This window comes from Sphingobium sp. HDIP04 (assembly GCF_000445085.1).
GTDB classification, from domain to species: Bacteria; Pseudomonadota; Alphaproteobacteria; order Sphingomonadales; family Sphingomonadaceae; genus Sphingobium; species Sphingobium indicum.
In genome coordinates this window covers 40,487-61,137 of the sequence record NZ_ATDO01000063.1, presented here as the reverse complement: position 1 = coordinate 61,137, position 20,651 = coordinate 40,487, and the positions used below count along the sequence as shown (strand labels likewise).

Genomic DNA, 20,651 nt, shown 5'->3' with positions numbered 1-20,651 from the left:
CGGTCCGCTCAGGCGAGGCCGACTTCCTTGAGCGGTATGGCGGCGTCGGTCAACTGCGCCTGGTCCAGCACCGCGCCGGAAAGGACATGGGCGCGGCCCTGAACATAGTCCTTGACCGCATTGACGCAGTCGAGCGCGATCAGCCGGCCGCCCTTGAGATAGAGGACGGAGAAGCTGCGGGTCGCCGGATCGCCGCGCAGGATCGTCTGGTCGTGGCCGGTCGAAAGGCCCACGGTCTGGAGCTTCAGGTCATATTGGTTCGACCAGAACCAGGGCACGGCATGATAGGGTTCTTCCCTGCCCATGATATGGGCCACGGCGGTCTTCGCCTGGTCATTGGCGTTCTGCACGGATTCCAGGCGGATCTGCGCGCCCCGTGCGAAGCTGTTGGCATGGGCGGCGCAATCGCCCACCGCATAGATGTCGGGCAGGCTGGTGCGGCAATATTCGTCGACGTCCACGCCATTGCCGCCAGCCGCGCCCGCCGCGATCAGCGGGCCGGTTTCGGGGACGATGCCGATGCCGACGATCACCATGTCGGTCGCGATCCGCTCGCCATCCTGCATCAGCACGGCGGTCGCCTGACCGTCCGTGACCTCGATGCAGTCCATCCGCGCGCCGGTGCGCAGGTCGACGCCATGGGCGCGATGTTCCGCCTCGTAGAAGCGCGAGAGTTCCTCTCCCGCGACGCGGGCCAGCACGCGGTCCAGCGCTTCCAGCAGAACCACCTTCTTGCCGAATTTCGACAGGACGGCCGCCGCCTCCAGCCCGATATAGCCGCCGCCTATGACGGTCACATGGCCGATCCGGTCGAGCTTCGCCATCATCGCGTCGACATCGTCACGACGGCGGACGGCGTGGACATTGGGCGCGTCCGCGCCGTTGCAGGTCAGCATGCGGGGGGAACCGCCGGTCGCCCAGATCAGCTTGCCATAGCCGATTTCCCTATCGCCCGTTTCCTTGGCCCCCGCCGTCACGAACTTGCCCGCCGGGTCGACCGACTTCACGCGCAGGCCGAGCAGCATGTCGATCTTGCGCTCCTCCCAGAAGCTGGCGGGGCGGATCAGGATGCGGTCGAAGCTCTTGTCGCCCGCGAAATATTCCTTCGACAGCGGCGGACGTTCATAGGGCGGGTCCTTTTCATCGCCCACCATCGCGATAGAGCCTTCGAAACCGAGCTGGCGCAGCGCGATGCCCGCCTGCGCCCCGGCATGTCCGGCGCCCACGATCAGAACGTCATAATAGCTCATCGACGCGCTATCCTCTCATTTTTCTGTTGCCGCGTGATTGGCCCGCTTTCGCGGGGCTGGCAAGCGGATATTGGCGGCCGGAACGAACCCGGCCGCCGCTGCGCTTATCGGATCGCGCCGCCGATCATGCGGGCGAGGCGCGCGGAAAAGGCGCGGGGGTCGGCGGGAAGCTCCCCATCGGCGATGCGGGCTTCGTCCAGCAGCAGGCGCGCCGCATCCTCGCGCAGGGCGCTGTCCTCCGCCAGCGTGCCGAGCCGGGCGATCAGGTCGTGGCGCGGGTTGATCTCCAGCACCGGCCTGGCCGCATTGTCGAGCCGACCGGCCCCGGCCAGCAGCTTTTCAAGCTGACGGTCCATCGCATTGTCGGGCGCGACCAGGCAGACGGCGCTTTCGGTCAGCCGTTCCGATGCGCGCACGTCGGACACTTCATCGCCCAGCACGCCCTTCACATAGGCGATGAAGCCGTCGACCTCCGCCGATGCCTGCGCGGCGGGCGCCTCGCCCTCCGCCAGCGGGATCAGGCTGAGGTCGGCCAGGCCCTGCGTCACCGACTTGAACGGCTTGCCCTGATAATCGACCCCGGCCGTGACCCAGAAGCTGTCGACCTGATCGGTGAGCAGCAGCACCTCGATGCCGCGGGCGCGGAAACCCTCCAGTTGCGGGGAGGAGGCGAGGCGGTCGAGATCGGCGCCGGTGGCGTAGTAGATGGCGGTCTGGTTGTCCTTGATCGCCTCCACATAGTCCTTGAGCGAGCGCCAGCCCTCCCCAGCGGTGGATTTGAAGCGGGCGAGGCCGAGCAGCGTCTCCCGCCGGGCGAAATCCTCGTACAGCCCTTCCTTCAGGACGGCGCCGAAATTGTCCCAGAACTTCAGATAGGCTTCGCTATCCTTCTCGGCCAGCTTGTCCAGTTCGGAAAGGATGCGGTTGGCGACGCCCTTCTGAATGGCGGCGAGGACCGGGCTTTCCTGGATCATCTCCCGCGAGACGTTGAGCGGCAGGTCGTTGCTGTCCACCAGCCCGCGCACGAAGCGCAGGTAGCGCGGCAATATCTGCGCCTCGTCGGTGATGAAGACGCGGCGGACATAGAGCTTCATACGTCCGGCCCGGTCCGGGTCGAACAGGTCGAACGGACGCATGGAGGGCAGGAAGGCGAGCACCGAATATTCGTGCAGCCCCTCGGCGCGATAATGCAGCGTCAGCGCGGGTTCGTCGAACTGACCGGCGGCGCTGCGGTAGAAGTCGGCATATTCCTCCGCCGTGATGTCCGATTTCGGGCGGGTCCAGAGCGCCGCGCCGTCCGCAATCTGCTTTTCCTCCGCATCCGGCTTTTCCTTGAGGAAGATGGGGACGGGGACATGGCCCGACTGGGCGGTGACGATGCGCTGGGTGGTGAACGCTTCGGTATAGCTGGCGGCGTCTTCCTTCAGGTGCAGGACGATGCGGGTACCGCGTGCCGGAGCCTCCGCCGGGTCGACAAGCTGGATGGTGTAGCTGCCCAGGCCATCCGACGCCCAGTGCGCGGCGGTATCCGCCCCGGCGCGGCGGGAGAAGACGTCCACCTTGTCCGCGACCATGAAGGCGGAATAGAAGCCGACGCCGAACTGGCCGATCAGTTGCGCGCCTTCGCCTTCCTTCGCCGCCGTGACCCGTTCCATGAAGGCGCGGGTGCCGGACCGGGCGATGGTGCCCAGCGCCTCGGCCAGTTCGGCCTCGCTCATGCCGATGCCGTTATCCTCGACGATGAGTCGGCGCGCTTCGGGATCGAGCGTGACGGTGATGCGCGGCTGGCCGTCCTCGCCCGCCAGCGCGGGATCGCTCAGCAGTTCATAGCGCAGCTTTTCGCAGGCGTCGGCCGCGTTGGAGATCAACTCGCGCAGGAAGACGTCCTTGTCCGAATAGACGGAGTGCACCATCATGTGCAGCAGCCGGGCGACGTCGGCCTCGAAGGAACGGGTTTCAGGTGCGGTGCCGGTCGTGGTGGTCATGGCGGTTTCGAAAGCTCTCCCCAGTTGAATCCGAACCGCCAGATGGCGGGGAAAGGGGCGGCTTTCAAGGCCTGGCGCCCCGCCTTCCCGACATGCGGGGGAAAGCGGGGTCGGGGAATCGGATCAGCCGCGCTGCAATTGCAGGGCCTTGGCCTGATAGCGCACTGCGAGTTCGGCATGGACGGCGATCATCGCGCCATTGTCTCCTCGCTGCTTGGCTTCGCTCGCCTTGCGGATTTCCTCCTTGGCCCGGGCTTCGAAATAGGACGCGTCGTCATGGCGGGACACGGGCTGTCTCCTTGTCTTTGCCTTGCGATCATAGCGGGAGCGGGCCGGACCGCCCATCACCCAGGTTAGTCGAAATCGGCCTTGTGGAGGCTGCCGCGCCCCTGGGACTGGCGGGGGAGCGGCGCGGCCAGCCTCCGAACCCGTCAGGCGGGCGTCAGTAGGATGACGCGGGGCTTGGCCGGCGGGAGGGCGCCATTTTCCGCCTCCTTCAACAATTCCTGCTTGCGCGCCAGCATCGCGTCGCGGAGCTGGATCAGGTCGACGTCGGTCTTGCGGCATTGCGCGAACATGCCCTCGCCGCGCATTTCCTCCTCATGGACATGGTGCTTGATCTCTTCGGACAGCACCTTGACCTTGGCATCGAAGAAATCGTCGGCCGGGTCGCCTTCCTCTATGTCGTTGACCAGCAGCTTGGCGCCGTCATGCTCGACATAGGCCTCGTCCAGCGTATCGTCCTCTATCCTGCCGCGAAAGGCGGGGTAGAAAATCTCCTCCTCGATCAGCGTGTGGATCTTGAGTTCCAGGCATATTTGCCGCGCCAGCGTCTTCTTGCGCGCCGGCGATCCGGCCTTTTCGAATTGTTCGAACAGATCCTCCACCTTGCGATGGTCGGCTTTCAGAAGGGCGATCGCGTCGGTGAACTGCGGATTGGCCATGGTCTTCCTCCTCCTTGCACGGTCCTTCCGGTGGAAGTCGCGAGCCATGCGTCGGTTCCAAGCGAACCGTTCGCAAAAGCGGAATCGGCGGTCGAAGCGCGGATCGGGTCAGGTGGAAGGATCGTCCGCCGGTGGTCCCCCGCCTTCCCGCCGGCTCCTGGCGCCGACATCATCCTGCCCGGCACGGCTGTCCCCTTCCTCGCCCCGCCGCGTCATCGTGCGCGGGTCGTAATTGGACGGGATCGCGCCGCCGCTTTGCGGATCGCGCCGCGGTTCGCGGTCCAGCGTGTCGCTGGGACGGCGGGCCGCGCCTTCCGGCTGGTTCTCCGTCGAGAGGTTCGGGTTGCGTGTATGTTCGGTCGGGCGGGTCCGTATCCTGCGGGGCTTGTCCATGATCTTCTCCTGCGATGGTCCCGCAATGAGAACGAGGGCCGTCGGCAGCCTGTTCCTCCGCTTCCGCCGCGACTTATCCATGTTAGCGGACCGGCGCTTTGCCCCCTTTTCAGGCGATTGGCGGCGGAACGGCGGAGCGGATGAACTGGTTGCTGTCTGACCGTTCAAGGAGGTCAGCATGAGTGATGACGCACCGCTCACCACGGCGAAACAGGACGACGCGGCGGCAAGGGCCGCCGATGGGCTGGCGGAAGCGAAGGGCGACGATCTGAGCGGCAAGACCGTGACGATCGACCGCCCGCGCGAGGAGCTATACGCCTTCTGGCGCGAGGTCGGCAATCTTCCGCTGTTTCTGGAGAATGTCGTCGCCGTGGAGCCTTTGGACGACCGCCGGTCCCGCTGGGTGGTGAAGGCCCCGGCGGGAAGCACCGTCGAATGGGTGTCCGCGATCACGGAGGATCGTCCGGGAGAAACCATCGCCTGGGCTTCGGAGGAAGGCGCGGACGTGCCCAATAGCGGGCGCGTCGACTTTCGCGACGCGCCGGGCGGCCGGGGATGCTGGGTCACGGCGACGATCCTCTACGATCCGCCGGGCGGCTTCATCGGCAAGGCCATCGCCAAGATGTTCCAGCGCGAACCGGCGATCCAGGCGCGCCGCGACCTGCGCCGTTTCAAGCAATTGATGGAAACGGGCGAGATCGCGACCGCCGCCCGCAACCGCCGCGAATATGAAGAGGAAGGCTCCTGATGCGCGCTCTCACATGGCATGGCAAGCATGACGTCCGGGTCGATACCGTCGACGATCCGGAAATCGTCAATCCCCGCGACGCCATCATCCGCATCACCTCCACGGCGATCTGCGGGTCGGACCTCCATCTCTATGACGGCTATATCCCGACGATGAAGGCGGGGGACATATTGGGCCATGAATTCATGGGCGAAGTTGTGGAGACCGGGTCGGGATCGACCCTGAAGAAGGGGCAGCGGGTGGTCGTGCCCTTCACCATATCCTGCGGAAGCTGCTTCCATTGCGGCAAGCACCAATATTCGGCCTGCGACAACGGCCTGCCCGCCGACAATCAGGACATTGCGCAGACGATCTACGGCCAGCCCATGTCCGGCCTGTTCGGCTACAGCCACATGACGGGCGGCTATGCGGGGGGGCAGGCGGAATATGTCCGCGTGCCCTTTTCCGATGTCGGTCCCATCGTCGTCCCGGACGGGGTCGACGACGACAGGGTGCTGTTCCTGTCCGATATCCTGCCGACCGGCTGGATGGCCGCCGAAAATGCCCAGATCGAACCGGGCGACACGGTCGCCGTCTGGGGCTGCGGCCCGGTCGGCCTGTTCGCGGTGCAGTCCGCCTTCCTGATGGGCGCGGAGCGGGTGATCGCCATCGATCATTTCCCGCGCCGGCTGGAACTCGCCCGCCGTTTCGGCGCGGAGACGATCAACTATGAGGAAAGCAAGACCTATGAGGCGCTGATGGAGATGACCGGCGGCATCGGTCCCGACGCCTGCATCGACGCCGTCGGGCTGGAGGCGCACGGCTTCTTCGCGGACAATGTCTGGGACCAGATCAAGGTCGCAACCTTCATGGGCACCGACCGCGCCCATTCGATCCGGCAGGCGATCCTGGCCTGCCGCAAGGGCGGGCGGATTTCCATGCCGGCGGTCTATGGCGGCTTCGTCGACAAATTCCCGCTGGGCGCCTTCATGGAGAAGGGGCTGACGCTGAAGACCGGCCAGACCCATGTGCAGCATTATATGCCCGGCCTGTTGAACGCGATCATGGAGGACAGGATCGATACGACCTTCCTGATCAGCCATCGCCTGCCGCTGGAGCAGGCGGCGGAGGGCTATCGCATGTTCCATGACGAGCAGAATGAAGTGACCAAGATCGTCCTGAAGCCGGGCCTGCAGCCCGTCCAGGCCTGAAAAAGGAGAAGCGCATGGCTTCGCAGAAATTCGCGATCGTGACCGGCGCGTCGACCGGGATCGGCTTCGAACTCGCCCATCTCGCCGCGCAGGACGGCTATGACCTGCTGGTCGTGGCCGACGAACCGCTGATCCACGCCGCGGCGGAGGATTTCCGGCGTCATGGCGTCGACGTGCAGCCGGTGGAATCCGATCTTTCCACCATGGAAGGGGTCGACCGCCTGATCGCCTGCACCGGCGGGCGGCAGGTCGACCTGCTCTGCGCCAATGCGGGAAGGGGCCTGGGCCATGCCTTTCTGGAGCAGGACGCGGCCGACTGGCGCCGGGTGATCGACACCAATGTGACGGGCACCGTCTACCTGCTCCAGCAAGTCCTGCGGCCGATGGTCGCCCGCAATGCGGGAAAGGTGCTGGTCACCGGGTCCATAGCCGGTTTCATGCCCGGCTCCTTCCAGGCGGTCTATAACGGCACCAAGGCCTTTATCGACAGTTTCGTCGATGCCGTGCGGAACGAGATCAAGGATGCCGATGGCGTCACCGTCACCAACCTGATGCCCGGCCCGACGGAAACGGAATTTTTCGACCGCGCCGAGATGCTGGACACCAAGGTCGGCGCGGATGAGAAGGACGATCCGGCCAAGGTCGCCAGGGACGGCTGGGACGCGCTGATGGACGGGAAGGCGCATATCGTGTCGGGATGGAAGAACAAGCTGCAGGCCGCTGCGGCGCACGTGACGCCGGCGGGCGTCCTGGCGGAACGGCACCGCAAGATGGCCGAGCCGGGCACCGCCGAAGAAGTGGAGGCGAGCGGCCGATCAGGCTGAACCTCGCCTCTTCCGCCCGATTCAGCGCTTCGGCTTCAGCGCCTCCGCCAGGGAAACGGTCGCGCTGCCCCGCCGCGCGGGCTGCGCCTGGCTGGGGTCCGCCTTCCACCCGCTGAGATAGAGGACGGCCATCTGCTCCGCCGTGCGGCCGTCCTCGTCCGCCGCCGCCGCGAAATGCTCGGCCGCCCCGACCAGCGCGTCGCGCCGCAGCGCAGGGGGGCGCGAAGCCAGAACATTGCCGGCGCCCATGCCCCGCAAGTCGTGCATCAGCCGCAGCATATCGCCATAGCGCACCGTCAGCACATCGCCGTCCGCGACCGGCATGGTGAAGCCCGCCCGCGCCAGCAGGTCGCCTGCCGAGCGCACGTCGACCTGCGGATGGACATGCTGCCCGGCCCGGTCCCCTTCGCCCGCCATCAGCGCGGCGCGCAGCCGGGGCAGCGAACCCGCCCCCGCGAAGGCCGCCAGCATCAGCCCGTCGGGCCGCAATATCCGCCGCATCAGGATCAGCGCGCCGGGCAGGTCGTTGACGCTGTCCAGCGTGCCGCAGGCGATCACCAGGTCGAAACTGTCATCGGCAAAGGGCAGGGCGTCCTCGTCGGCCTGCACGCCGCCCTGCGCCCTGGCCGCCGCAAAGCCGGGATCGACGCAGACGACGCTCTTTCCCATCGCCTCCAGCGCCGTCCTGGCGCTGCCGTCGGGGCAGCCGATCACCAGCGCTTCCTTCAACTCGCGCCGCACGTCGCCCAGCCGGTCGAGCAGTTCGTCCAGCATCATGCGGTAGAGGAAGTCATGCTCGGCAAAGCGCGCCATCATCCGGTCGCGCCGCCTGGCGCGCAAGGCTCGGTCGAAGATGTCGGGACTGGTCATGGGGGCCTTGTGCATGGGCGAAGGAGCGGGAACAAGGGAGATGATGTCCCGCCTCCTCCTTAACAAGAGCGTTCCGCTGCTCAAGGCCGCGCTTCGCCCGTTGGCCGATTACGCCCTGCCGCCGCGCTGCCCCGGCTGCGGCGAGATCGTGGATGCCGACCATGCCTTCTGCCTGGCCTGCTGGAGCGGGATGCGGTTCCTGGGCGAACCCTGCTGCGCCCGTTGCGGCCTGCCGTTCGAATATGATCGCGGGGACGGCGCGGAATGCGGCGCCTGTCTGGCCGATCCGCCGCCCTATGACAGCGCGCGGGCGGTGCTGGCCTATGGCGATGTCGCCCGCGCCGTGGCGTTGCGGCTGAAATATGGACGGCGCATCGGCCTTTCCCGGCTGATCGCGAAGCAGATGGCGCGGCAGGTGCCGGCCATCGGAAATGCCGTCATCGTGCCGGTGCCCTTGCACCGTTGGCGCTTGTGGTGGCGCGGCTTCAACCAGTCGGCGCTGATCGCCCGCCACCTGGCGCGGCTGACCGGCCTGCGGGCGGACAATCACGCCTTGCTGCGCATCCGTCGGACCCAGCCCCTGCGCGGAATGACCCCGAAGGCGCGGGCGCGGGCAGTCCGCGGCGCATTCGCCCTTAGTCCTGGCCATGAGCTCAAGGGGCGCGCCGTTCTGCTGATCGACGACGTGCACACCAGCGGCGCGACGGCCGCCGCCTGCGCCCGGGCGCTGAAACGCGGCGGCGCGGCGAGCGTTCACCTGCTGTGCTGGGCGCGGGTGCTGCCGGACGGCGGCGATTGACAAACAGGCGCCGAACCACAATTTCGGCGATCGAGGAGTAAGACATGGCGAAGGTCGAAATCTATACCAAGGCCTGGTGTGGCTATTGCGCGCGAGCAAAGGCTCTGCTGAACGAGAAGGGCGTGGCGTTCGAGGAATATGACGTCACCATGGGCGGTCCGAAGCGGCAGGAAATGCTGGACCGCGCCAATGGCGGGACGACCGTGCCGCAAATCTTCATCGACGGCCGCCATGTCGGCGGCAGCGACGACCTGGCGGCGCTCGACCGGCAGGGCAAGCTCGACGCCTTGCTGGGGGCATAGGCCGGATGCGCGCCGCCATCTTCCAGATGACCAGCGGGATCGATCCCGCCGCCAATGCCGCCGCCATTGCGGACATGGCCGCGCGCGCCAGGGGGGAAGGGGCGGACATGCTCTTTACGCCGGAAATGGCCGGCTATCTGGACCGCGACCGGCAAAGGGCGGCGGCGACCCTGCGGTCGGAGGCGGACGACCCCGTCCTCGCCGCCCTAAGGGAGGCGGCCGCCAAGCAGGGCCTGTGGGTGCATCTCGGCTCCACCCCGCTCAAGGATGAGCGCAGCGACGGTCGGTGGGCCAATCGCAGCTTCATGATCGACGACAGGGGAGAGATTCGCGCCCGTTACGACAAGATCCACCTGTTCGACGTCGATCTGGCGACGGGCGAAAGCTGGCGCGAATCGTCGGTCTACGGGCCTGGCGAACAGGTTGTCGCGGTCGATACGCCCTGGGCGCGCATGGGATTGTCGGTCTGTTACGACATGCGCTTTCCCGATCTCTACCGGGCGCTCACCAATGCGGGCGCGACGGTGTTGCTGATGCCGGCCGCCTTCACCGTGCCGACGGGGAAGGCGCATTGGCACATTTTGCTGCGGGCGCGGGCGATAGAGGCGGGCTGCTTCGTCATCGCCGCCGCGCAGACGGGCCATCATGCGGACGGCCGCGACACCTATGGGCACAGCCTGGTCGTCGACCCATGGGGGGATCTGGTGCTCGACATGGGCGAGCAGGCGGGCCTTGCCCTTGCGGAGATCGACCTGTCGCGCATAGAGGACGTGCGCGGGCGGGTGCCCGCGCTCGCCAACCGGCGATCCCTGCCCATGGATGTGACGCTATCGTGATCGTTTTCGACCTCAAATGCGAATCCCAAGGCCATGTGTTCGAGGCGTGGTTCGGTTCCAGCGCCGATTATGAGGACCAGAAGGCGCGAGGGCTGATCGCCTGCCCCCTTTGCGGCGACGAGCATGTCGGCAAGGCGGTGATGGCCCCGGCCGTCGCGCCCAAGGGCAACAGCCGGCCGGAACCCATGCCGCAAGTCGCATCATCGGGCGACGCGTCCATCGTCATGGGCGCGGGCGAGGAAGCGAAGATGCGTGAACTGGTGCTGGCGCTGGCGAAGGCGCAGCAGAAGGCGCTGGAGGATTCGACCTGGGTCGGGCGCGATTTCGCCGAACAGGCCCGCGCCATGCATTATGGCGAGCAGGACCGCGCCAGCATCCATGGCGAGGTCGCGCTCAGCGAGGCGCGGGCCTTGATCGCGGAGGGGGTGGAGGTGGCGCCTCTGCCATTTCCGGTCATTCCCCCTGACGCGAAGAATTGACCGCGCCGCTCTCCCGCAATAGAGCCGTCACCGGGCACCCGTAGCTCAGCAGGATAGAGCATCAGATTCCTAATCTGAGGGCCACAGGTTCGAATCCTGTCGGGTGCACCATTCTCGAACAAAAGAGAGAACTGCGGGCGTGGTTTTGGCCACGCCCGCTGCCGCACTCCGGGCCAGCACGGCTTTGGAGCCGCTGATGCGGATTTCCCTATCGTTTACACGCACATCGCTGAGCAGCAGCCGGGCATAAGCCTGGCGCAGATCAGGCGGACCGTGATGCAGCTTGTCGCGTAGAAGTACGGCTAGCTTCTCGATCTTCTCCGGCGTGATCACCGGCTCTGCCATGGCGAGGCGACGGGTGAGATCGACAATCTGCTCGGCGAGTTCATCCCGGCGGAACCGCAGATTGATCAGTCGCTCGCGCATCGAAGCGTCCTCGGCATCCATAAGCCCCTTCTCGACCAGCTCCAGCAGCCGGGCGATGCCTGCTTCGGACTCCTTATGATCCTGGCGCATCTGGCGCAGCCGATCGCGATTGCGATCTTCGCGTTCCAGCGCCGTGCGCAGATAATCCCCGAGCAAGCCCACGAGATGCTCATGCTGCAATATCTGCTTTGTCACCTCGCCGATCACGATGCCGTCGAGCTTGTCCATCGGCATGCGCAGCCCCTTGCAGCCGAAGGGGCCTTCCTTGAGACGGCGCGAGCAACAGTAATAGCGATACTGCCCACCCTTGCCGGTGTTCTGGATCAACGCAGCCCCGCAATGGCCGCATCGAGCCACCCCGGCCAGCAGCGTCGGCGTGTTGACCAGGCGCGGCGCCACCCGCTTGGGCGCGCGGCTCTGCAGGAGCGCCTGTGCGGCGTTGAAGGTCTTCTCGTCGACGATGGCCGGGACGGCGAGCGGTATCCATTCGGAGGGTGGGCGGGGCCGGTCATTCCGGCTGTCGGTGCGATTGAAGTAATGCTGCCCATGATAGGTGCTCGCCGTCAGGATGGCATGGACGCCTCCGGTCGAGAACCTGCGTCCCCGCCGCAATATGCCACGCTCGTTGAGCCAGGTGGCGATGGCTTTCACACCCATGGGCCGGCCTTCCACACCTGCAGCCATATCGAAAATCATGCGAACAACGCGCGCCTCGGCGTCGTTGACGACCAACACCTTCTTGTCCTTGCTGCCCCGTCGCTCGGCGATCTCGACACCATAGCCATAGGGCGGTCGCGAGCCGTTCCAGAAGCCCTGTCGGGCATTCTCCAGCATGGCACGATGGACATGCTTGGCGGTTTCCCGGCTCTGATGCTCGTCGAAGATGTGCAGCAGCTTGCGGAACATCTCGCCGGTCGGGTCCTGCCCGACCTCCTGAGTGATCGAGATCAGTTCGACCCCGGCCTTCCGCAACTCGCGGATATAGAGTTCGGAATGAAGCGAGTCTCGGCTGAAGCGGCTCAGCGAATGCACGACCACGAGATCAAACGGCTTATCCGTCCGTTTCGCCGTGTGGATCAGTTCCTGAAAAACCGGCCGGTCCTCGTCGAGCGCGGAGGCGCCGGGCTCGGAGAAGACCTGCACCACCTCGATACCCTGCCGCTGGCACCATGTGCGGCACTGGACGATCTGGTCGGGGATCGACAGGTCGCGCTCGGCCTGGCGGGCCGTCGACACGCGGACATAGATTGCTGCGCGGGTCATGATCCTTCTCCCCGCAGCTTGCGAATGACGTCGGCGTGGCGGGAGAAGGCGGTGAAACTGGTTGCCTGATTGTAGAATTTCTGGCTCGAAGCCAGCGTCATATGGCCGAGCAGATGCTTGGTCATGCCGATAAGTTCAGGGCGCTCCAGAGCAACTTCGGTAGCCGCGCAGTCGCGAAACAAGTGCGGCGAGAGGTCTTTGCCGAAGTGCTCTTGCATCGTGCGAGTAACGCGGATGCTGATGTCGTCAGCAGGCATCCGGCGGCCCCGACGTCCGATCCAGAGCCAGTCTTCTTCGGGGATACCGCTCTTGAGCAGGACAGGCCGAACCCGATCGAGATAGGTGAAGACCGCCTGTTCAAGCCGTTTAGGCACATAGCCGTCGAAGGGAACGCCCTTCTTGGTCTCCTCGCGTGGAATCGTAATCCTGATGCCGAAGTCGTCGACGAACAGGTTATGCCCGATCCGCAGATCCGCGAGATTGCGTCGGCGCCACGGCCGATGGGCAAGCAGGCCGATGATCAATCCCTCGCGATAGATCGGAGCGCCGCTGCGGCGACCGTTCCGCAGTTTTTCCAGGCCGATGTCCATCAGCCTGTCGGAGAGCAGGATGATGTCGATTATCCGAACCATGCGCGGCAACTTGGGGCGCGAGGGCTTCGCGGTGTTCGTCAAGCGGTGCGCAAGTCTGGTAAGCCAGTCCACGCCATCGGGCGGTGCGCAGGCCCGCAGCACGTAGGCGATGCCCCGAACGGCGCCCGCAACCGTCGTTTCCGCGCGGCCGACGCTGTATTCCGTGATGAATGCCCTGATAAGTTCCCTCGTCACGCGATTACAGGGATGCGTCAGTGGATCGAGTTGGCCAGTCCTCGCGAGCCAGCCGAGCCACATGCCATAGCCGCGCTCACACATCTTTATGGTGGGCGGGCGCCATCCGGCTGCAAATCCTGCATCGTCGTCGAACGGCCCGACGGGCTGCCGGGCACCCTGCCAGAGAGACCGATCGCGAGCAGGCCAATGATGGACCGGAAGTGGAGGGAATGCCTGTTTGGTCACAGCAGGTCTCCCTCGTCGAAACCGTCCGTGCTACTCCGGGGGTTGGGAGGTGGCGGAGCTGTCGCATCCGCGCGCATTTTGCCGATCAGCGTGTCATATACCGCGTAGGCATTATCTGTCTGGAGCCCGTCGTAGAACTGGATCGTCGTCTCGATGTTCTTGTGACCGAGAAGACGACGCACGGTCTCATAATCACCGGGATTGGCGATGAGATAGAGATGAGCGGCGAGATGGCGCATGAGATGAGCATGGATTGTCACCCCCACTTCTCTTCTCACGAAGCGGGCCAGCTGCTTTGACAATGCCGAAGGCATCTTGCGGTGGCCGCGCTGCCCAACGAACAGAGCAGTCGTCGATCCTTTCGCAAGGACAGGCCGGAACTCGGTCACATAGCGATCGAGAAGTGCGCTAAGCTCTGCTCCCAGATGCGCGTCAATCGGCCAGTGGTTTTTGACGTCATCTGCCGAAATTGAAATGCGCCAGCCTCCCGTGCCACCGGCAATTGGAGCAATGATTGTGGTCGACAAATCCAGTTCGGATGGATTGCGGATGCGCATCGGCACATGCAGCAACAGATCGAGCAGGACGGCCATCTGCATTCGCTGGGCCTGCCGAACCGTAGGGGCTTTCACCGCGCTAAGCTCATGTGCGACCTTCAACGGCAGGTTGAGCAGCTTTGCGCGGACTGAAGGGTCCAGCAGCGGGGTTAGGCGCTTTTTATTCCTCTCGCACATGCCGTTGGCTTTGAAGCGCACCCTTTTCGAGAGCCGCTTGAGCCTGGCACGGTGTTCTTTATCAAGGTTGAGATGGCGGGCGACATTCAGCGCTGCCGTTATGATACCATGCAAATCCATTCGGGCTCTGTCATCCATCGGCCGACCGCCCAAGCGCAGTTCAAACGCCCGCTTCACGTTCGCCGGATCGACGACCTTCGCCAGTGACGGGAAGTCGTCTGGAGACATGCCGTTGTCGATCAACGTGGTGAGCATTGCGCGGATGCGGTTGTGATAATTATCGAGCGTCACCGGCTTGATCGGACGGTGCTTGTCGTCGTCGAGGTTCTCCTCCAGCGCCTTTTTGCCGTAAGCGAGCAACTCGTCCTGGAGCGATTGCGGAAAATCCTCCCAGCGTACGAGGCGCTTGCCGATCGGGTCGGGAGCAGGGATGGACTGATATGATGATCCCGGCGTTGCGATTGCCCGGTTCCATGCGCGGCGGGCGACATGCCCGCGCTCACGCGGATTGCGCTGTGTCATCTGTTCTTCGAGGTAGGTGTAGTAGCGATCGAAGACGGCAGAAGAGACATCGTGCGGGCTGATCTCTCGGATCGAGCACCAGCCTGCGAAGCGGTGGATTTCGTCACGATCCCGCCTGAGCAGCGGTAAGAGCAGTTCCTCCCATTCGTTGTTCAGCTTGAAGTTTCGGCGCTGCCGGTGGACTTTGACACCGCCAATCTCCAGTGCGCACCGGAGCCGCCACATGATGTTCGCCCAGCTTCCCTGAGTGTATCCGGCCAGCAGCCAGGGCGCCTTCGCCCCGAGGGTGCGGATGGTGCCGGGATCGGCGATGATATAGTCGGGCGTAAGGCCGCAGACCTGGGCAAATCTCCTGATGGCGGAACACAACTCCCGCCGCTTCCACAGCGGGATTTCCTCCATGCTCGCGATCAACTCGGCGAGCATGCGAAGAGTCAAAGTGGGGGCGCTAGGTGCAGGCATGGTGAAGCCCTCCTCTTGGCAGGTAGATGACTGGTGATGACTGGTGTGATCAGCGGGGCGGATTGGTGATGCCCCCGGTGCCCATTTTTGTTGAAAATGGGGCTTCAGTGTTTCACCAAACCCTTGATCCGTCCTGGGACGACAGGACGGGGCAGGACATCAGAGGTCTTGAGCGCAGCGGGCTTCGAACAGCGCGAGGTTCGCCGCCGACACGCGGACGGCGCGTCCGATGCGATGGACGACGAGGTCGCCATTGTCGATCAGGCGACGGATATGCCGCTGGGACAGGCTCCACCGGAATGCAAGTTCGGCGACAGTGTAGAATTCCTTGCGCTTAGACGACGGCGGTGCGGGGGACCGGGTTTCAACGGCGGTTGTCTTCTTCGGCAGGCGGATGGGCATGGCAGCAACTCCTTCAGGGTGTTGCAGTCACCTGGGCTCCGTCAGAGTGGATGGGCCAACACATGACTGCGTCTGACCTCAAGGGAAGCGCGAAGCTCAGCGTGTAGCAATGGCCTGGCCGGTCGGTGGTCTAAGAACTGTCCCAGTAGCCCTAGACAGGAATTGGCGCAGGTGACGAATTCGTCAGAACTGCGCGGTTTTTCAACTCACTCATCGTATGGTTTGTGTCGTTTAACGCAGGTGCGCTCGATGGCCTTCCGCGTGCTGCAGGTCGTCAGGACCTCGCTTAGGCCCGAATCATGGCAGGTGTTACCAACCAACGTGTATCGCTGTCCGACCATCACCACACCCCGACCACACCGTGTCGACAGCATCGTAGTCCAGCATCCAGGAGCTGCTCGTGGGAAGACGCGGAATGATCACCGCTCGTCGAAGACGATCGCGTCGATCTCGCGCGCGAGATAGGCACGCAGGATGGCAACCTCTTCGCGAAGGACTGGCATGGCGGTCGGCAGATCGCTGATGACGCCAGGGCCGGAGCCGCTTGACCGCGCTGTATGAGACCCCGCTCGCTTGCGTCGGATGACGATCCGCCCACGCCGTTTCGGCGTCGGGCGATCTGTCGAACCAGGGCAGGAGGTGGGCTTGGGGTCCATCTCCCATTGTCTACGGGAAGCGGGCCGTGGCAACCAAGAGTGAATGAATGGGCCGGGTCGCGGTTTGTCCCAATCGAGCGTTCTGCGACGTGCCAGCGGCCCGGGAGATTTGGGTCCGACCGCTCTCTCGGGGCCGTCACCCGCGTCGCCCTGCTATGATGGGCGACGCGGGATCGGGCTATTATTTGGTAGATATCCTTAGGTTTCGCGCTTCACTTCATGCACTGGCGTTTACAGCATCATGCCTTTCGCCGCCCGAGATCAGTTCCATCAGGGCTTCCTCTTTGTAGAGCAGGCCCCTGGAATGCGGAACTGCACCTGCCGCCAAAAGCGCCTGTTCGAGCAGTTCGTATTGGCCCTTGTCGAGGTACAGCACGACGGTTTTCCCTTCGGGATCGAAGCCACTGCCGCGCAGGAGCATCTTCAACTCATGTGCTGTGTGATTCTCGGCCAGCGTCAGCAACTCCTCGATGTTGTCGGCGTCGACGTATGACGAGAGCAGTGCGAGCTTGGTCCAGCCGACTTTTCGGAGCCGATCCGGCCGGATGCCCAAGTCGTGGAAGCAGCGGTCGATCCTCGCGAGATTGTAAGCCTTGCGCGGGCCGATCCGCAGCTTCTTGGCAACCGACGCAAAATCATCGGGATGTTCGTCCTGTATCTCCCGGAGATAGCGAGCCGCCTCTAGGAAGTGGTCTCCGACTAGGTCAACAAATGCCTGCGGCACTCTCGGCGGATTGGAAAAGTTCCCGTTCATTGTCTAACCCTTTGAAATTGTTGGGACCAATTTCCTATGGGAAAGACGCGCCTCGACAAGGGAATTGTGACGAAAAATGGCGGATTTCTGCGGGCTTGAGCGCGTTCACCATAAATGACATTAATTGCATTATGGTTAATACCGGAGGCCCTCAGTGCGTGACCGTATCCATTAAAAGCAGGAATACGCCTACCGAAGAGGCGGCCGACATCCAGATGCAATGACGCAAATGTCGGCGAACGCTCCTGGTTGGATCATGGACGGTGCGCATGCCCATTCTATACAACCTCCCGATCATGCTCGCCAAGCACCGCGTAGCGGCTGCTGTCATTAATCCAGAACGGTGGGTTGCCCGACGGGGAGACCTTGCCCGAGCGTCGCTATGTCGCACCGCAATGCCCGGCACAGCTTGATCAACGAAACGACCGTGAGGTTGTGCTCGCCCCGTTCGACCCGCCCCACATAACTGCGATCAAGTGCCGCGACATGCGCAAGCTCCTCTTGCGACATGCCAAGCGTCCGCCGCCGTTCGCGGATACGCTGGCCAAGGATGTCGAGATGCGGATCACTCACGCCGTCAACTCACGGATGAGGTGACTATTCGTCCACGGAGTAAGAATCCCGCTGTTAACCTTTGGACGTTATTCCGCTGCTTTTCTCACGGCACAGGAATGACATGGCAAGGCATCGAGCAGTCCCGGTTCTCATTACGACCGACAACAATCGCAGCGCGTTGACGCGCGTTCGGCTGGGGGACGGTCTACATGACGAGAAGTGGCTCCAGACACTGATCCATCATCATCCTGCTATACTGCCGATCTCAGACATTGAGCCTGGCTTCGGCGATCTGATCGCGGCCGCCCGCGAAGTGCCCACAGGGCACGGCTATATCGACAACCTCTTCTTTACGCCGTCCGGAGACATCGTGCTGGTCGAGACCAAGCTCTGGCGGAACGGCCAGATGCGCCGCGAGGTGGTGGCGCAGGCGCTGGACTATGTGGCTGCGCTCGCCCTGATGGGATTCGAGGCGTTTGAGACGGCTGTTGGACGGGGGCAGCAGGCGCCACAACGCCTGTATGACCTTGTCCGTGACCATCCCGAAGCCCTCGAAGAGGCGGAGTTCATCGACGCGGTCTCGCTGAATCTGGGGCGAGGCAGGATGCTGGTCATCGTCCTGGGAGATGGGATCAGGACGGAGACGGAGGCCCTCAGCGATCTTCTGCAAAGCCATGCGGGTGCGCACTTCACCTTCGCGCTCGTCGAACTTGCTACATGGCAGAACCTGGCAGGTGATATTCTCGCTGTGCCCAGTACGCTGGCCAGGACCGTGATGATCGAGCGCGGTATCGTCCGTGTCGAGGATGGGGCGGCGATCGTCCATCCGATTCCTGCCGCTGCCCAGAAGGGGCCACAGTCGATCAGCTCAGCGGACTTCTGGGACATGATGGCGAAACGCGATCCGTCGCTGCCTGTCGTGGTCCGGTCATTCCTGTCGGCGCTCGAACCGTTGGGCGTTTATCCTGAAGTCAAGAACAGCCTGAACCTGAAGCTCAATCTGGCCGACCAGGACAAGCCGATCAATCTTGGCTTCATCATGAAGAACGGCACCTTCTGGCCGAACCCGGCATCAGGCATGCTGCCGGAAACGATCTGGCGACCGTATTTCGAGGCGTTGGCCGAGATGGTCGGCGGCACCGTGATCGACGACCCAAACAGCAAATATGTTGCCGTCAATGGGCGCTCCGGCCCGAGGATCGAGCAATTCCTGCCACAGCATCAGGACAGATGGGTTGCCGCGATCGAGCGGGTCATTGCTGACGTCGGCCGTTTTGCGAGCGGGGAGATTGGGGGAGAAGTATGTTGAAGAAGGTTGCTCTGTTCTTCGTGCTATTGGTGATCATCGTGGTCATTATCGGGTCGCGGAATAATTCCGGGACCGAGGAGGCATCACGTCCACTTGCTGCCGGTGAAATGACAACACCGATAAATACCGATGTTGCTGGGTTGGAGCCGCTGACGGGGGAAGCCTTAGCCGAAGAGCAGCGGCTGCATGAGCAATTTGCGCGTGAGACCGCTGAAGAGGCCGCACGTGTGCGCGAGCGTAAAGCCGCCGCTGAGGAAGCGTTGGCAAATTCCCGCGCTAAAGACTGGAGAGCGGTAAATCCTCTTCCGGTGAGCGTCGCCAGAAACCGCGTCACAGCAAAAAACCAAGCGATCGTTTGTCCGCAACTCCTTGATCTTGAGAGAGCCGTAAACCTTCATAATGCGAGACGGTCTGATCAGGCCTTGGCCTTGGGGTGCCGCTATGTTCGAGAAGGAGAGCAAGGTGTCCGACTCCAGCAGGTCGGCAGCTTGCAGGAAATCCTGTTCGACACAGCCAACGGCAGCCGCTCATACTGGGGCTACGTGTCTCACTTCGTCTGGGAGCCCTGATCGCAGCGTTTACAGACGGGTAATTATCTACGGTCTTGACTGCACGTCACCGCACGAGAATGGGTTAGTGAAGCAGTCTTCCCAAAGAAGATGTAGAGAGAGCTTCGGCTAAGCGCAGATAAGTCTATAGTTTGAAGGACTTCAGCTCTAGGAGTTGCTGCGCGTCACTGCAAACTTCCACCAGCTTCTGCACCCATTGGTCCGAAAACGTGTAGTCGCCGTGAGCCGCATGGAAAATGCAGAAGTCACGGTTTGTGTGCTCCGGCTGCGCTGCACCATTGCGCGGACGGGCCTCGAACTTCCTCCATGCCTGCGTATGGTTGTGCTGTGTGAACGCTGCGTTCGTCACCTCGACCACCTTTTTCACGACGTCGCCGGGCTTATGGGGATAGAGGTGGTCGGCCAGCTTGTGCTGGACCAACACGTTGCGGATGTCCTTGCCCTCGGCGGATTGGGGCTGGACAAACTGAAAGTGGGCGCGAGACTTCGTGACCGCGTCCAATGTGTAGACGACGCGGAACTGGAATTCGAGGTCAGCGATCTGGGTGTCCGTCATACCTTCACGCAGCCGGGCGTCGATGGCATCGATCTCGCCGGGGATCTCGTATTTGTTCAGTGTAGTGACCTGATCGAAGTTGAGCTTAGCGAACTGGAGGGCGAATGCCAGTTCGTGTGACAGGGTCAGCTGAGCGCCGAAAATTTCACACATCGCTTTGTCGAAATTCAGGCAGCAGGCTTGAAAGAGGCCCAGCCATTTCGAATCGGCGCGGCCGAGGAGTTTGTGCTCGACGTCGTCACGCAGGATCTTCATCGCTCTCAGGTTGTCCTTGACGCCTTTCGAGAGTGGACAGTCGTGGCGATCGACGATCTGGCTCAGGAGAAGCGATCGACCGTCCCTGCCGACGATCTTCACGCCTTTCCGCTCATAATGCTCATGCATTAAATATGTCCAAGCGACGTTCGCGAGCATCGTGAAGACCTCGGCCTTGAAACGCATCGACGGGCTGTTGAAAACTTGGACTGCAAGAATCATCGCTTCGCGGGCGCGGACGAGCCGTTCGTGATCGAAAAGGTTGAGCCCGGTTTTCTGATCGTATGAGGCCTTCCTGATCTTGAAGAACTCGACCTCGTCGTCTCCCGCTGCGACAATCGTGGCGTCCTTCTTGGTCTCAGTGATGCGCCCGCTATTGATCGTAGCCTCTCGGCCGACGTTGACGAGCGCTTGGATGTCTTGGTTTCGCTAGCCCTTGGCAAGGAGCGCCTTCACGATAGGCTTCTCGGACGCTGTCAACGCGCCGTCGCGGTTCCTCCCCGCCATCCAATT

Annotated in this window: 22 protein-coding genes and 1 tRNA gene; 10 read left to right on the top strand and 13 right to left on the bottom strand. The window is 63.3% G+C overall.

Translation table 11 applies throughout. The annotated features are described in order from the left end of the window. Positions 1–8: 8 nt before the first annotated feature. The 5 genes from L286_RS30895 to L286_RS30875 all read right to left on the bottom strand — a co-directional run bounded on the left by L286_RS30895 (position 9) and on the right by L286_RS30875 (position 4,572). A complete protein-coding gene (locus L286_RS30895) occupies positions 9–1,250 on the bottom strand; it encodes an NAD(P)/FAD-dependent oxidoreductase (protein WP_020818111.1) in 1,242 nt (413 codons plus the stop codon). Positions 1,251–1,354: 104 nt separating this feature from the next. Next, the gene (htpG, locus tag L286_RS30890) at positions 1,355–3,235 is read right to left on the bottom strand and encodes a molecular chaperone HtpG (protein WP_020818112.1); all 1,881 of its coding nucleotides are present in this window, start codon (positions 3,233–3,235) and stop codon (positions 1,355–1,357) included. A gap of 123 nt (positions 3,236–3,358) precedes the next feature. Then, on the bottom strand, positions 3,359–3,523 hold the full coding sequence (locus tag L286_RS48900) for a hypothetical protein (RefSeq protein WP_013040837.1): 165 nt from the start codon (positions 3,521–3,523) through the stop codon (positions 3,359–3,361). A gap of 143 nt (positions 3,524–3,666) precedes the next feature. After that, positions 3,667–4,179: a hemerythrin domain-containing protein gene (locus L286_RS30880; protein ID WP_020818113.1), complete on the bottom strand. Its 513-nt coding sequence runs from the start codon at positions 4,177–4,179 to the stop codon at positions 3,667–3,669. Between the two features lie 108 nt (positions 4,180–4,287). Further along, a complete protein-coding gene (locus L286_RS30875; RefSeq protein ID WP_021223204.1) occupies positions 4,288–4,572 on the bottom strand; it encodes a hypothetical protein in 285 nt (94 codons plus the stop codon). Positions 4,573–4,750: 178 nt separating this feature from the next. Here L286_RS30875 and L286_RS30870 point away from each other — a divergent pair, with 178 nt between their 5' ends. The 3 genes from L286_RS30870 to L286_RS30860 are packed head-to-tail and all read left to right on the top strand — an operon-like array spanning position 4,751 to position 7,334. Continuing rightward, positions 4,751–5,320 carry an SRPBCC family protein gene (locus tag L286_RS30870; RefSeq protein ID WP_020818115.1) on the top strand — a complete coding sequence of 190 codons (570 nt, stop codon included), beginning with the start codon at positions 4,751–4,753 and terminating at the stop codon, positions 5,318–5,320. Continuing rightward, entirely contained in the window at positions 5,320–6,510 is a 1,191-nt protein-coding gene (locus L286_RS30865) for a zinc-dependent alcohol dehydrogenase (protein WP_020818116.1), read from the top strand. The genes L286_RS30870 and L286_RS30865 overlap by 1 nt, the downstream gene beginning before the upstream one ends. Positions 6,511–6,524: 14 nt before the next feature. After that, positions 6,525–7,334: an SDR family NAD(P)-dependent oxidoreductase gene (locus L286_RS30860; protein ID WP_013040831.1), complete on the top strand. Its 810-nt coding sequence runs from the start codon at positions 6,525–6,527 to the stop codon at positions 7,332–7,334. Between the two features lie 21 nt (positions 7,335–7,355). Here the strand turns inward: L286_RS30860 and L286_RS30855 are convergent, their stop codons facing one another. Then, entirely contained in the window at positions 7,356–8,204 is an 849-nt protein-coding gene (locus L286_RS30855; RefSeq protein WP_020818117.1) for a class I SAM-dependent methyltransferase, read from the bottom strand. A 40-nt stretch (positions 8,205–8,244) separates the two neighbouring features. Between L286_RS30855 and L286_RS30850 the strand changes: the two genes are divergently transcribed. From L286_RS30850 to L286_RS30830, 5 genes are all read left to right on the top strand, one after another. Beyond that, positions 8,245–9,003: a ComF family protein gene (locus L286_RS30850; RefSeq protein ID WP_020818118.1), complete on the top strand. Its 759-nt coding sequence runs from the start codon at positions 8,245–8,247 to the stop codon at positions 9,001–9,003. Positions 9,004–9,047: 44 nt separating this feature from the next. Next, a complete protein-coding gene (grxC, locus tag L286_RS30845) occupies positions 9,048–9,305 on the top strand; it encodes a glutaredoxin 3 (protein WP_007683719.1) in 258 nt (85 codons plus the stop codon). Between the two features lie 5 nt (positions 9,306–9,310). Beyond that, the gene (locus L286_RS30840; protein WP_020818119.1) at positions 9,311–10,141 is read left to right on the top strand and encodes a carbon-nitrogen hydrolase family protein; all 831 of its coding nucleotides are present in this window, start codon (positions 9,311–9,313) and stop codon (positions 10,139–10,141) included. Then, positions 10,138–10,620 (top strand): DUF1178 family protein, encoded by a 483-nt coding sequence (locus tag L286_RS30835; RefSeq protein ID WP_007683721.1) that lies wholly within the window; start codon positions 10,138–10,140, stop codon positions 10,618–10,620. Before L286_RS30840 ends, L286_RS30835 begins: the two co-directional genes overlap by 4 nt. 34 nt (positions 10,621–10,654) lie before the next feature. Then, positions 10,655–10,731, top strand: a tRNA-Arg gene (locus L286_RS30830). Here the strand turns inward: L286_RS30830 and L286_RS49755 are convergent. The 6 genes from L286_RS49755 to L286_RS0124365 all read right to left on the bottom strand — a co-directional run bounded on the left by L286_RS49755 (position 10,690) and on the right by L286_RS0124365 (position 17,467). Further along, complete coding sequence (locus L286_RS49755; protein ID WP_380775734.1) at positions 10,690–12,309, bottom strand: recombinase family protein; 1,620 nt, start codon at positions 12,307–12,309, stop codon at positions 10,690–10,692. The two genes, L286_RS30830 and L286_RS49755, sit on opposite strands and share 42 nt — an antisense overlap. Continuing rightward, positions 12,306–13,364 carry a site-specific integrase gene (locus L286_RS30825; RefSeq protein ID WP_125445816.1) on the bottom strand — a complete coding sequence of 353 codons (1,059 nt, stop codon included), beginning with the start codon at positions 13,362–13,364 and terminating at the stop codon, positions 12,306–12,308. Before L286_RS30825 ends, L286_RS49755 begins: the two co-directional genes overlap by 4 nt. Beyond that, positions 13,361–15,046 carry a tyrosine-type recombinase/integrase gene (locus L286_RS30820; protein ID WP_020818235.1) on the bottom strand — a complete coding sequence of 562 codons (1,686 nt, stop codon included), beginning with the start codon at positions 15,044–15,046 and terminating at the stop codon, positions 13,361–13,363. The genes L286_RS30825 and L286_RS30820 overlap by 4 nt, the downstream gene beginning before the upstream one ends. Before the next feature lie 195 nt (positions 15,047–15,241). After that, entirely contained in the window at positions 15,242–15,484 is a 243-nt protein-coding gene (locus L286_RS30815) for a helix-turn-helix domain-containing protein (protein ID WP_020818236.1), read from the bottom strand. Positions 15,485–16,357: 873 nt separating this feature from the next. After that, positions 16,358–16,894, bottom strand: coding sequence for a hypothetical protein (locus L286_RS30810; RefSeq protein WP_025160521.1), 537 nt, complete (start codon positions 16,892–16,894; stop codon positions 16,358–16,360). Positions 16,895–17,224: 330 nt separating this feature from the next. Continuing rightward, complete coding sequence (locus tag L286_RS0124365) at positions 17,225–17,467, bottom strand: helix-turn-helix domain-containing protein (protein ID WP_025160520.1); 243 nt, start codon at positions 17,465–17,467, stop codon at positions 17,225–17,227. A gap of 103 nt (positions 17,468–17,570) precedes the next feature. Between L286_RS0124365 and L286_RS47455 the strand changes: the two genes are divergently transcribed. Further along, positions 17,571–18,758 (top strand): hypothetical protein, encoded by a 1,188-nt coding sequence (locus L286_RS47455; RefSeq protein ID WP_020818239.1) that lies wholly within the window; start codon positions 17,571–17,573, stop codon positions 18,756–18,758. Then, on the top strand, positions 18,752–19,327 hold the full coding sequence (locus tag L286_RS30805; RefSeq protein ID WP_021223198.1) for a hypothetical protein: 576 nt from the start codon (positions 18,752–18,754) through the stop codon (positions 19,325–19,327). Before L286_RS47455 ends, L286_RS30805 begins: the two co-directional genes overlap by 7 nt. A 124-nt stretch (positions 19,328–19,451) precedes the next feature. Here L286_RS30805 and L286_RS30800 read toward each other — a convergent pair whose 3' ends face one another. Further along, positions 19,452–20,438 carry a DUF3644 domain-containing protein gene (locus L286_RS30800; protein WP_327195670.1) on the bottom strand — a complete coding sequence of 329 codons (987 nt, stop codon included), beginning with the start codon at positions 20,436–20,438 and terminating at the stop codon, positions 19,452–19,454. Between the last annotated feature and the right edge of the window lie 213 nt (positions 20,439–20,651).

Coding starts and splice junctions, on each gene's coding strand:
- L286_RS30895 (WP_020818111.1), bottom strand. CDS start 1,250: ATGAGCTATTATGACGTTCTGATCGTGGGCGCCGGACATGCCGGGGCG.
- htpG (WP_020818112.1), bottom strand. CDS start 3,235: ATGACCACCACGACCGGCACCGCACCTGAAACCCGTTCCTTCGAGGCC.
- L286_RS30880 (WP_020818113.1), bottom strand. CDS start 4,179: ATGGCCAATCCGCAGTTCACCGACGCGATCGCCCTTCTGAAAGCCGAC.
- L286_RS30875 (WP_021223204.1), bottom strand. CDS start 4,572: ATGGACAAGCCCCGCAGGATACGGACCCGCCCGACCGAACATACACGC.
- L286_RS30870 (WP_020818115.1), top strand. CDS start 4,751: ATGAGTGATGACGCACCGCTCACCACGGCGAAACAGGACGACGCGGCG.
- L286_RS30865 (WP_020818116.1), top strand. CDS start 5,320: ATGCGCGCTCTCACATGGCATGGCAAGCATGACGTCCGGGTCGATACC.
- L286_RS30860 (WP_013040831.1), top strand. CDS start 6,525: ATGGCTTCGCAGAAATTCGCGATCGTGACCGGCGCGTCGACCGGGATC.
- L286_RS30855 (WP_020818117.1), bottom strand. CDS start 8,204: ATGACCAGTCCCGACATCTTCGACCGAGCCTTGCGCGCCAGGCGGCGC.
- L286_RS30850 (WP_020818118.1), top strand. CDS start 8,245: ATGATGTCCCGCCTCCTCCTTAACAAGAGCGTTCCGCTGCTCAAGGCC.
- grxC (WP_007683719.1), top strand. CDS start 9,048: ATGGCGAAGGTCGAAATCTATACCAAGGCCTGGTGTGGCTATTGCGCG.
- L286_RS30840 (WP_020818119.1), top strand. CDS start 9,311: ATGCGCGCCGCCATCTTCCAGATGACCAGCGGGATCGATCCCGCCGCC.
- L286_RS49755 (WP_380775734.1), bottom strand. CDS start 12,309: ATGACCCGCGCAGCAATCTATGTCCGCGTGTCGACGGCCCGCCAGGCC.
- L286_RS30820 (WP_020818235.1), bottom strand. CDS start 15,046: ATGCTCGCCGAGTTGATCGCGAGCATGGAGGAAATCCCGCTGTGGAAG.
- L286_RS30815 (WP_020818236.1), bottom strand. CDS start 15,484: ATGCCCATCCGCCTGCCGAAGAAGACAACCGCCGTTGAAACCCGGTCC.
- L286_RS30810 (WP_025160521.1), bottom strand. CDS start 16,894: ATGAACGGGAACTTTTCCAATCCGCCGAGAGTGCCGCAGGCATTTGTT.
- L286_RS47455 (WP_020818239.1), top strand. CDS start 17,571: ATGGCAAGGCATCGAGCAGTCCCGGTTCTCATTACGACCGACAACAAT.
- L286_RS30805 (WP_021223198.1), top strand. CDS start 18,752: ATGTTGAAGAAGGTTGCTCTGTTCTTCGTGCTATTGGTGATCATCGTG.